At 64.4% G+C, this 8,600-nt stretch carries 3 protein-coding genes and 1 tRNA gene; all 4 read right to left on the reverse strand.

Annotated elements, in window-relative coordinates; translation table 11 throughout:
* Positions 1 to 491 precede the first annotated feature (491 nt).
* Positions 492 to 3,026, reverse strand: coding sequence for a hypothetical protein (locus ACLJT4_RS41905; protein WP_411130394.1), 2,535 nt, complete (start codon positions 3,024 to 3,026; stop codon positions 492 to 494).
* Positions 3,027 to 3,079: 53 nt separating this feature from the next.
* Positions 3,080 to 7,264, reverse strand: coding sequence for a DUF6603 domain-containing protein (locus tag ACLJT4_RS41910; protein WP_411130395.1), 4,185 nt, complete (start codon positions 7,262 to 7,264; stop codon positions 3,080 to 3,082).
* Positions 7,265 to 7,635: 371 nt separating this feature from the next.
* Positions 7,636 to 7,721, reverse strand: a tRNA-Leu gene (locus tag ACLJT4_RS41915).
* 14 nt (positions 7,722 to 7,735) lie between these two features.
* Positions 7,736 to 8,098 (reverse strand): hypothetical protein, encoded by a 363-nt coding sequence (locus tag ACLJT4_RS41920; protein ID WP_411130396.1) that lies wholly within the window; start codon positions 8,096 to 8,098, stop codon positions 7,736 to 7,738.
* Positions 8,099 to 8,600 lie beyond the last annotated feature (502 nt).

The raw sequence follows: 8,600 nt of genomic DNA on the forward strand, positions 1-8,600 counted from the left end.
CAGAGCAATACCAGCGCACATCCGTTTGCCCACACCCCTGGACACTCCCAGGCGGGCGTCAGCCCACTCACCTGCACAGATCCGCCGCCGACCCGTCCCGCATGCCCACCAACTGTCGAACTCGGGGTCACCTTGCGGTTCGACGGCCAGCTGCGGGCTCAACGCAAAGTGCCCGCGGACGGGTGGCGATGGTCGGCGGCCAGCGCCGGCGGATCGGCCGGGCTCACGCCGGGAAAGCCGTGACCATCCTCGCTGCGCTGCGGTGACTTTCGCTGAGCAGGCGGAGGGCCCGACCCGGCCACACGCCCGGTACACGCCGCTGTCACGGCAGATGCTGTCGTCGGTCGCGCTGGTACTGGCGGGCCGTCCCGGGGCCCGGCTGGCTGCGCTTCTGGTGGAGTTGGAAGCCCGTCGGGCTCGCCGGCCACCCGGAGATCGAGGTGATCTGCCGCGACCGGGCCGGCCGACTCCACCATGGGAGGGTCTGGCCATCACGCACTCTCAACAGACCCAGCAACCAAGGAGTTTCGGCTCAACAATTGCTGACGGATGGGTGAGTTGATCAGTTGGAGGGCGAGTTCGTCTGGGCGGATGTCGGTTCTGTTCAGTGCTTGGGCTAGATCAGTGAGGATCATGGCACCGGTGCCGCGCAGGTTGAGTACGCGGCGGGGGGAGGGGGACGCTTCCCTCATGTGGCGGGTGAAAAACGAGCCTTGTCCTTGGGCGGGGAAGGGCACACCCGTGGAGGAGCCAAGCCCTTCGTCTGGGTGGCTGCCAGCTTCGGCCTGCAGGCGGCGCAGGTTGATGACTTCTCTTCGGTCCGCCCGGCTGATGCCCATGTGAACACCCTGGCCCGGCTCCCGGATGACGATCTCCTCAGGCACTTCGGCGAACAGGCAGAGCAAGGTATCGGCCGCGGAGTGTTCGCGGCGCAGTTCGTCGACTTTCCGGTGACTGATCTTTTCGGGGTCTGACTCGCCGGGGTTCTCGACGATCCAGGCGGTGAGGTCGAAGTCAGGCCATGCCTCCACGAGCGCGGAGCGGATGAAGATCCCGGCCGTCAACGGGGCGGAGCCGTTGCTGCGGGCGCGGCTGACGGCGCTGTGCAAGGCCGGGGCGACGTGGCGGTCCACCGTGGTGTGGATGCCGGCGTCCGTGGCGCCTGCGACGAGTGCGTCGATCCAGGTCGAGTCGATCCGGAACATGCGCAGGGACTCAGGCGGCAGGAGGGCGGGGTGGGGGAGGAGGTAGTGGAGGGGGACGTCATGGAGGTGGGCCAAGCGGTCGGTCCACTCGGCGAGTACTGCGGCATGGCGGTCGGCGGTGGTCTCGAGCAGGGTCCGCCAGCGGAGCTCGGCTAGGCGGGTGCGCACCGATTCCCGATCCATGGCACCGACGGCCGATACAGTCGGCGGGACATCGCCGGCAGGGGGATCATTGAGTGCCTGGAGGAGGGTCCGGGCGAAGCCAGGCGAGCTCAGTTGCTGCAAGGCGTACTGCCCGGGCAGGGCATCGGGTTCAGCGTGTGAGCGGGCCGGGTCGCCGGACAGAGCCGCCAAGGTCATGTAGCGGTTGGCCAGTTCGCGGCGGGCCCGCACTAGTTCCTGTGCATGGTTGGTATCGGCTAGGGCTAGGGCGCGTCCTAGCGTCCAAGCGGCTGCATAGCTGACGTCGAAGATGCCGTGTTCTTCTTCGTAGACCAGGGCATGGTCGGCTGTGGTGGGTGGTCCGCCTTCCCCGGGACCGGGAGGGTAGGGCCATTGTTCTGGCCCCACCTGGATGGCGGGTGTGGTCACCGGGGTAGCGGGGCCCCGGTACCAGGCGAAGGTGAGCTCACCGGAAGCCAGGCTGTGGGGTATGGGGACGTAACCTCGCCGCAGTCGGGAGGCGAGATACTCGCTCTCATCTTCCGCTGCAGAAGGCTCCCTGCCTTCCGCGTCCTCGTCCGCTGTAGTGTCCGCGTCGGCAGGGGGCTGTGCCGCATCGTGCCTTTGGCCATGGCCGGGTGCGGATCTCGCCGCGAGGTCTGGGGCGTGGTCGGGTGGCTGCAAGGGGAGGCGCAGGGAGAGGTTTTCTGCCGCATCGGGGACGTCGGACCGGCTGGGGGCGACGAGATTTTCCAGGAGGCGGACGATGTCCAGGTTTCCCACTGTGAGTGTGAACGGCCAGGATGCCAGGCTGCACAGGCGTACCCGGGTCGTTTCTCCCGGCAGGTTTGTACCGCCGGGCAGGTGGTCTTGGTGGCCTTCGAGGGAGACCAGATGGGCAGTGTAGGGGATGGTGCCAGGGGTGGTGGGGTCTGGTGCGTCGGGGAAGCGGTTGGCGCTCACCACGGCGTACATGCCTTCGGTGAGGATTTCCGCGTCTTCGGCGAATGCCCGTGGGCGGTGTACGTCGCGCACGTGGACGAGAAAGGGGAGTTCGTCCTGGCGGGGGGCGATGGCGGTGAAGGTTTCCACGGGAACGTCGATGGTCTGGCAGTCGTCGTCGGCGCTGTCGGGAGGCACTGGTTCGAAGGCCACAGAGCCTTTGTTCCACTGAGTGCCGATGACCAGGTCCGGGCCGAGTATGTCGGCTTCTTTGGGGTGGATGAGTTCGCTGACTGGGCGGGTGACCGGCTCGCCTCCGAGGTGGTCGGGTAGTTCCTCTGCGCGGAACACCAGCAGGGCAAGCCACGGGTCCCGTGGTTGGAAGTCGGTGCGCCGTTGGCCCGAGATGTGCCGGTCCCAGGGCAGGAGTGAACGTTTTAGCGTTATGTGTGGCAGGACCAGCTCGTAATCGCCGGAGGCTCCGCGTAAGGGGTAGTGGGCGTGGATGGCGGCTGCGTCTAGGACGAATCGCGCAGCATCGACTTGGAAGGTGTCCTCCACATCCTCCAGTGAGTCTGGCGTGTCAAGGCGCTCTCCCTCCCGGTCTCCCGGGCCGTACTTGAGCAGCTGCTGGGAGGTGAATCTGTAGACGCCGGGAAGAGCCTGGGCCTGTGCGTACTCAATGAAGTCGACATCGAGGTCGGGGTCGGTGGCCATGGCGGTGAACCTCCAGTCGTGTCGCGGGGTGGGGCTGCTGTGGGGGCGCGGGGCTACCCGGGGCTGGTGGTGAGGGGTGGGTGGGTGTGGATGCTGGGAGCTTGGGTGGTGTAGGCGATGGGGTTGGTGTTGGTGCCGGGTGCGTAGTGATGCTGGTGGAGGAGTGTGTGGAGGCGGGTGCGGTGAGTGTGGGTGGTGTCAGTGCTGATACCGGTGGTGGGGTCAGTGATGACGGCGATGGTGCGGGGATTGGTGGTGGGGCGAGGACCTTGGGCTGCAGGGTTTCGCAAGGGTGTGGCCCCGGGCGCGAGGGTTTGGGTGCCCAGGGCGCGGGCGGTGGCGGGGCCGGTGGTGTCTCCAGTGACGGGGGGCGGGACGGTGATGCGCAGGCCGGTGACTCGTTGCGCGAGCATGGCGGGCTCGTCCAGGGCGTCGGCGGGCTTCTTCAACACCGGGCCCCACAGGGCGCGGGGCAGATCGGCGATGATCGGCTCGACTGTCCAGCCTTGATCCTGGGGGGTGAAGTGCTGGCCGTCTTTGGTGACGGTGATGTGTTGTTCGCAGGTGATATCGGCAGTGCGCATGGGGCGGACCGACGGGAGTGCGCCATAGTCGGGTGCGCCGGTGTCGGGGTGGGTGTAGGGAGTGCCGTTGACCGTGAGGAGGGTGAGGGGGATCTGGGTCTGGATAGCGAGGGTGAAGCCTTCGGCCGAGACCAGGACCGGCTTGTCAACTGCGGCACGCCGCTGTGCTTCCTCGGCCGGCACGTCCGGCAGCAACCCCTGCTCCAGGGTGATGTGGGTGGGCGAGGGCAACTGGGTGCGGGTTTCTGGCCAGTCGGCTGCGGGGGTGGTGTTCCGGGAGGAGCCGAAGGAGAAGGTGAAAGAGACGAACCAGAGCTTGACCGTGGCCCGACCGCCCAGGGGCGGGGTCCACAGGTCCAGCTCCACTCCGACCTCGACCGACACACGTACTCGCACGAAGAGCACCTTGATCGTGGCGGCGGCCCCTACCCGCACGCCGAGACTGGCAGTCAGATAAAAGGGCTTCCACTGGACGAGGACGTCGAGGTGGGCGTTGAGCCAGGCTTGCAGGTGGATGGCGCCGCCGGCCGCGTAGTCGAAGGCCAGCCGCCCGCCGAACATCAGGGCATTGCTGGTGACTGCGGCATAGACATTGCCGGTGGCCTGGATGGAGCTGGACGGTGACCAGGAGAAGCCGACCCTGTCGGGAGCCTGGGGCAGATGGCCGTGGACTTTGTACCAAGGGTGATAGCCGCCCGCGGTAATGGCGAAGTCACCGGCATGTTCTCCGCCGGTCCACACGTACATGGAGATGCCGCCGGTGAGGGTGAACCCGGGGTCCAGGACGAAGGATCCGGGGGCGATGACCGCGTCCAGCGACAGCAGACCCATGGCCTGCCGGTAGGCGATGACCAGGTCGATGTTGACTTGAGCGATCGGGCGCTGTTCTGCAGCGCGGTTACGCGGCAGGCTCACACTCGTCCGCCCCAGCAGCGTCACGTTCCACTGCTCCCCACCCTCGACCAGCAGCAGTGCCCTGGTTTCGATGAATCGGAACGACGTGAACGTGATGCCGCCAGCCCCCCAGTACTGACCCTGCTTCGGCGTAACCCAGCTTTCGAGCTGCTGCAGGGGGTCCTCCGGTGAGCCCGAGCTGCTCAGCCGTCGGACCAGGGGGAACGTGGGGACTTGGGAAAGGGTGGGGACGCGGACGGTACTGTTGACGCCGAAGCCTACGGCTAGCCCGGTCACCGTGAACGGCGGAGGCCCGAACAGGCCAATCCCGTTACGAGATGCTGCTTCACCGAACAGGAAAAATGACGTCCACCCCTGCGGACTTCGAGCATAACTTCCCACCGCCTGCAGCCCGAATATCCCGGTCTCCACAACGACACCCCCGGTGACGTATTCGTCGTAGTCCGGGTGCGAGCGGCGTGTCAGAGTGCCTGCGAGCAGGACCGGGGGTTTCGACATGAAGACCAGCGCACCCTGCACCAGGGGCGACACAGCGAAATCCGTGCCGACGCGCGCACCCAGACCGATCACGGTCAACTCAATGGGCCCCACGGCCACAGTCAAATCGAGTCCGACCAGAACCGCGTCACCGGTGAAAGCCAGGGTGATCCGGTGTACGCGCACAGGACCAGCCGCCAGACCGATCTCGATCGTGCTCCCGACCGAGCGCGGTGCCACCGCCGCGGACTGCGGCAGGGAACTGGATCCGGTCAATGGCACGAGCAGACGACTTGGCGGCTCGCCAGCGGCCTCGAAGTACAACGCCAGGCCCGCACCGCTGGGCACCCCTGCAGCCTCGAATGACGGAACATCCGTCCGCTGCGCCGAGTCCACCAGACGCAGCAGGTCATTGGCCGCCTGCGCCTGCGCGGGGTTCCAGGCCGCCGAAGCCAGACAGAACTCGACTCCCCTGATAACGAAGTCTCCGCCTGGTACCACCGCCTGCCCGACGATCGGAAGGCGGGAAGCTCTCAGGTCCGTATTCCCCCGCAGCAGCAGCGCATACAAGCGCCTTCCCCCGTCCTTCACAGTCGCTGCCGTCACCCCCATGTACTGAGTCGCCAGTGCCAGCACCAGCCCGCCCGAAGCCGAGTCATACGCGATCCCTGCTCTTCGCACCCGGGGCCACCACGCCTCCGGCAGCACCTTCGTCAAGGCCTCATCCGTCAGCCCGAGCGCCCTGACCAGAGCCAGAACCGGCATCCCGTCGGCATCGTCGGTGCTCCACGAGGCCCCCAACCGCGTACTCAACGGATCACGTTCCAGGCCCAGGGTGAACCTCATCCACGTCGGCACCGGCTCCTCTTCGCCTTCATCAGGCTCGGCCAGCAGCACAGGCAACGAGAGCTCTCCCCAGAACCCGGCCTCGAAACCATCCTGCGCTGCCCGAGCCTGCAGATTCAGGTCCAGCAGCACCTCCCTTTCCCCCAGTGGCAGTGACCCGGTACACGAGGCCATGAACGTGCGCGTCGACGGCTCGAACATCAAGGCGACCCGCGCCAGTTTCATACCCGCAACCGCTTCGGGAACTCTTACGCCAGGAAAACTGTCCTTAAGCCAGTCGCAGAACCCGGAAAACTCAAGGTCCTCAGCCAGGACCGACAGCATCCATCCACCCGCACTGGCCCGTCGCGCCTCGACGTACACCGCCGTGCCCCCGATATCGAAACTCCCCGTGATGCTGAACAGATCCGGAGCACCCCCCAGCCCGTCCAGATGAAAAGAAACACCTTCCAGAGTGAGACCCTCAAAGAAAGTCCATCGGGTGTCCAGTGAGCAGGAAACAGTGTACGACTTATTGTCTAATCGACCGCCCAGAAACAAGGACGATACCCTCACATCTGGGAGGACATCGGCCAGCCGGTCTCCGATAATGTCGGACACATCTGCAGGATCCTGAAGAGAAGCTGTGATGATCATGTCCGGGAGAGTTACCCTGGCTCTCATCGTCGTTCCCCGGACAATGACATCCGCATTCAACTCCTGGGAGACCAAATGCCTTCTAGAATCCTCCCCTGGCGTATCGCCGAAAGAATACCAGCCGATCCCGTAACGAACCGACAGTCCCTCCAAGGCCAGCCAGTCACCCACCGGATCCCATCGCCCGGACCCCAGACCGGCATCCAGCCACATCCACTCAATCCCCCCCCTCGTTGGATTGAACCCCGCCCGGATCTCCAGCCATCCGATCGAACCCAGAAGAGGCACCCCAGCAGGCAGAGAAAACTCCTCCCCTTCTACCCCCGCCACCATGGGCAGACGAGCCAAGTCCTCCAGCTTCATCAGACCGAGCCCCAAAGGGAAGGCCCCTGAAAGCTCAAACCCCCCCGTCTCCGGAACCGACGACACAAACAGAAATGTTCGCACAGGACCCACCGAGAACCCGACCGCAGAAGAAGCCCAAGATGTAACTTCACCGCCTACTGGCGACGGCGGAGTCGCCCCCAAAACCAGCAACGGGGAATCAAAACCATGCCCCTGGAACCCCTCAAGATTCACCCTCAGATACGCGGTGGCAACCTCCCACCGCGACAGAGTCGCAGCCAACATCACACCGCCAACCCATCCCTCATCTGCAGCAACAAAAGACACCTCGGCATCCGTAACCAGGCCCACCCCGTCCAGAGGAACGGAACCCGTTACCGTCAGGTCGCGATCATTAAAATTGAAAGGCCACTTCACCACCAGATCGCCGTTCATATAAACGTTGAAGAATAGGTCGCTTCCAGTCAGCCCAAGGAAATTCCGGCTTACCCTCAAATCTCTACGCTCCGAATGAGCCGCCGCAACGAACTCCATCAACTCCGCAACAGGCAAGGGACTCATCATTACTCCTCGGCTCACTTGGATCGGACCGCCCATTTTCCATCGAGAGGTCACCACAGATCTTTTGCACGCCACAACAACCTTTAAGTACGAGGTAACTAAGATCGTGCTCGACGGTCAACCTGCCCAGCAAGAATCGCATCGCCTGTCGGATAGTGAATACTGGGCAGCCTCGAGAGATCCTGTCCGGCAGATGATGGACGAAACAGCGATCCGGGAGAAGCCATTGTCGCAAAACCTCGGAGTGGGCAAGGTGGGGCTCGAACCCACACACCCTGCAGGGGGTAACGGATTTTAAGTCCGCCGCGTCTGCCGGTTCCGCCACTTGCCCAGGCGCATGGAGGCCTATCTATCGCGAGAAGAAAAACCCCATTCCTTCAGCATCGCGACCGTCCGGTTCAAATAATCCAGGCGTATCAGGTAAATCTGCGTTTCGTGAAGAGCCTGCGCAAAACACTGAGACGTCTCGCTGGGAGGTGCTGAGGGAAGACCGGAATAAACCTCGTCCGTGAGCATCGCCAGGCGCTGCAGCGAGAACCTCAGACAGTCCATGGTGCTACGCTGTTCTCCTGCCACTGCTGCACCAAAATGCAACAGTCGGTCGCTAGAAGCCTTAGCGCTCGCCGCCGATGAAACCGGCGCCTCCGCAGCTTCGACTGAGCTGCCCGTCAGTCCCGCGTAACTCGCATTATCGCCTTCCATTTTCATGGAATCGCCTCCCAATGCTGCCACTACGCATCAGCCAGATGGGACGCCTCGTTTACGGGTTGCCTATCTGCCAGCGTCGCACCACCTACTCGGAAGTGCATCTGGAGGGTCTGCCTAAGGGGTGTCCCGTACTCCCTGGCGGGCAGCACGACGGCAGCTACGGCGCCTCGCCGCGTTGTCGGAACATCTGGATACGCCCGGTATCCGGATGCCCCTCCGCCTTGCGATGCACCGCATCTGACGCCGTGCGCTGATCCACCAGGGATTACGGGACAACCCTGCTCATCCCGGTACCGGGCGTACCGGGATGAGCCCGACAACGCAGAGAGCGCGCATGCCAGGCGCCGCGAGGCAGGCGGGAGTTTGACGACAGGCCCTAGTAGTGCTTTGTTACGTGGTCTTGTCACGGTGGGTGTGTGGTAGTTCGCTGGTTGTATGAGGGCTGGGGAACTTGCTGTGTGTCGGGGCCGGTTGGAGGAGTTTGCCGGGGAGGTGTTTGCGC

The sequence above is a fragment of the Streptomyces sp. x-19 genome, from assembly GCF_046549115.1.
GTDB classification, from domain to species: Bacteria; Actinomycetota; Actinomycetes; order Streptomycetales; family Streptomycetaceae; genus Streptomyces; species Streptomyces albulus_C.

Bases quoted from the DNA above. Each gene is read 5' to 3' on its own strand.
- ACLJT4_RS41905 (WP_411130394.1), bottom strand. From the start codon at position 3,026: ATGGCCACCGACCCCGACCTCGATGTCGACTTCATTGAGTACGCACAG.
- ACLJT4_RS41910 (WP_411130395.1), bottom strand. From the start codon at position 7,264: ATGAACGGCGATCTGGTGGTGAAGTGGCCTTTCAATTTTAATGATCGC.
- ACLJT4_RS41920 (WP_411130396.1), bottom strand. From the start codon at position 8,098: ATGAAAATGGAAGGCGATAATGCGAGTTACGCGGGACTGACGGGCAGC.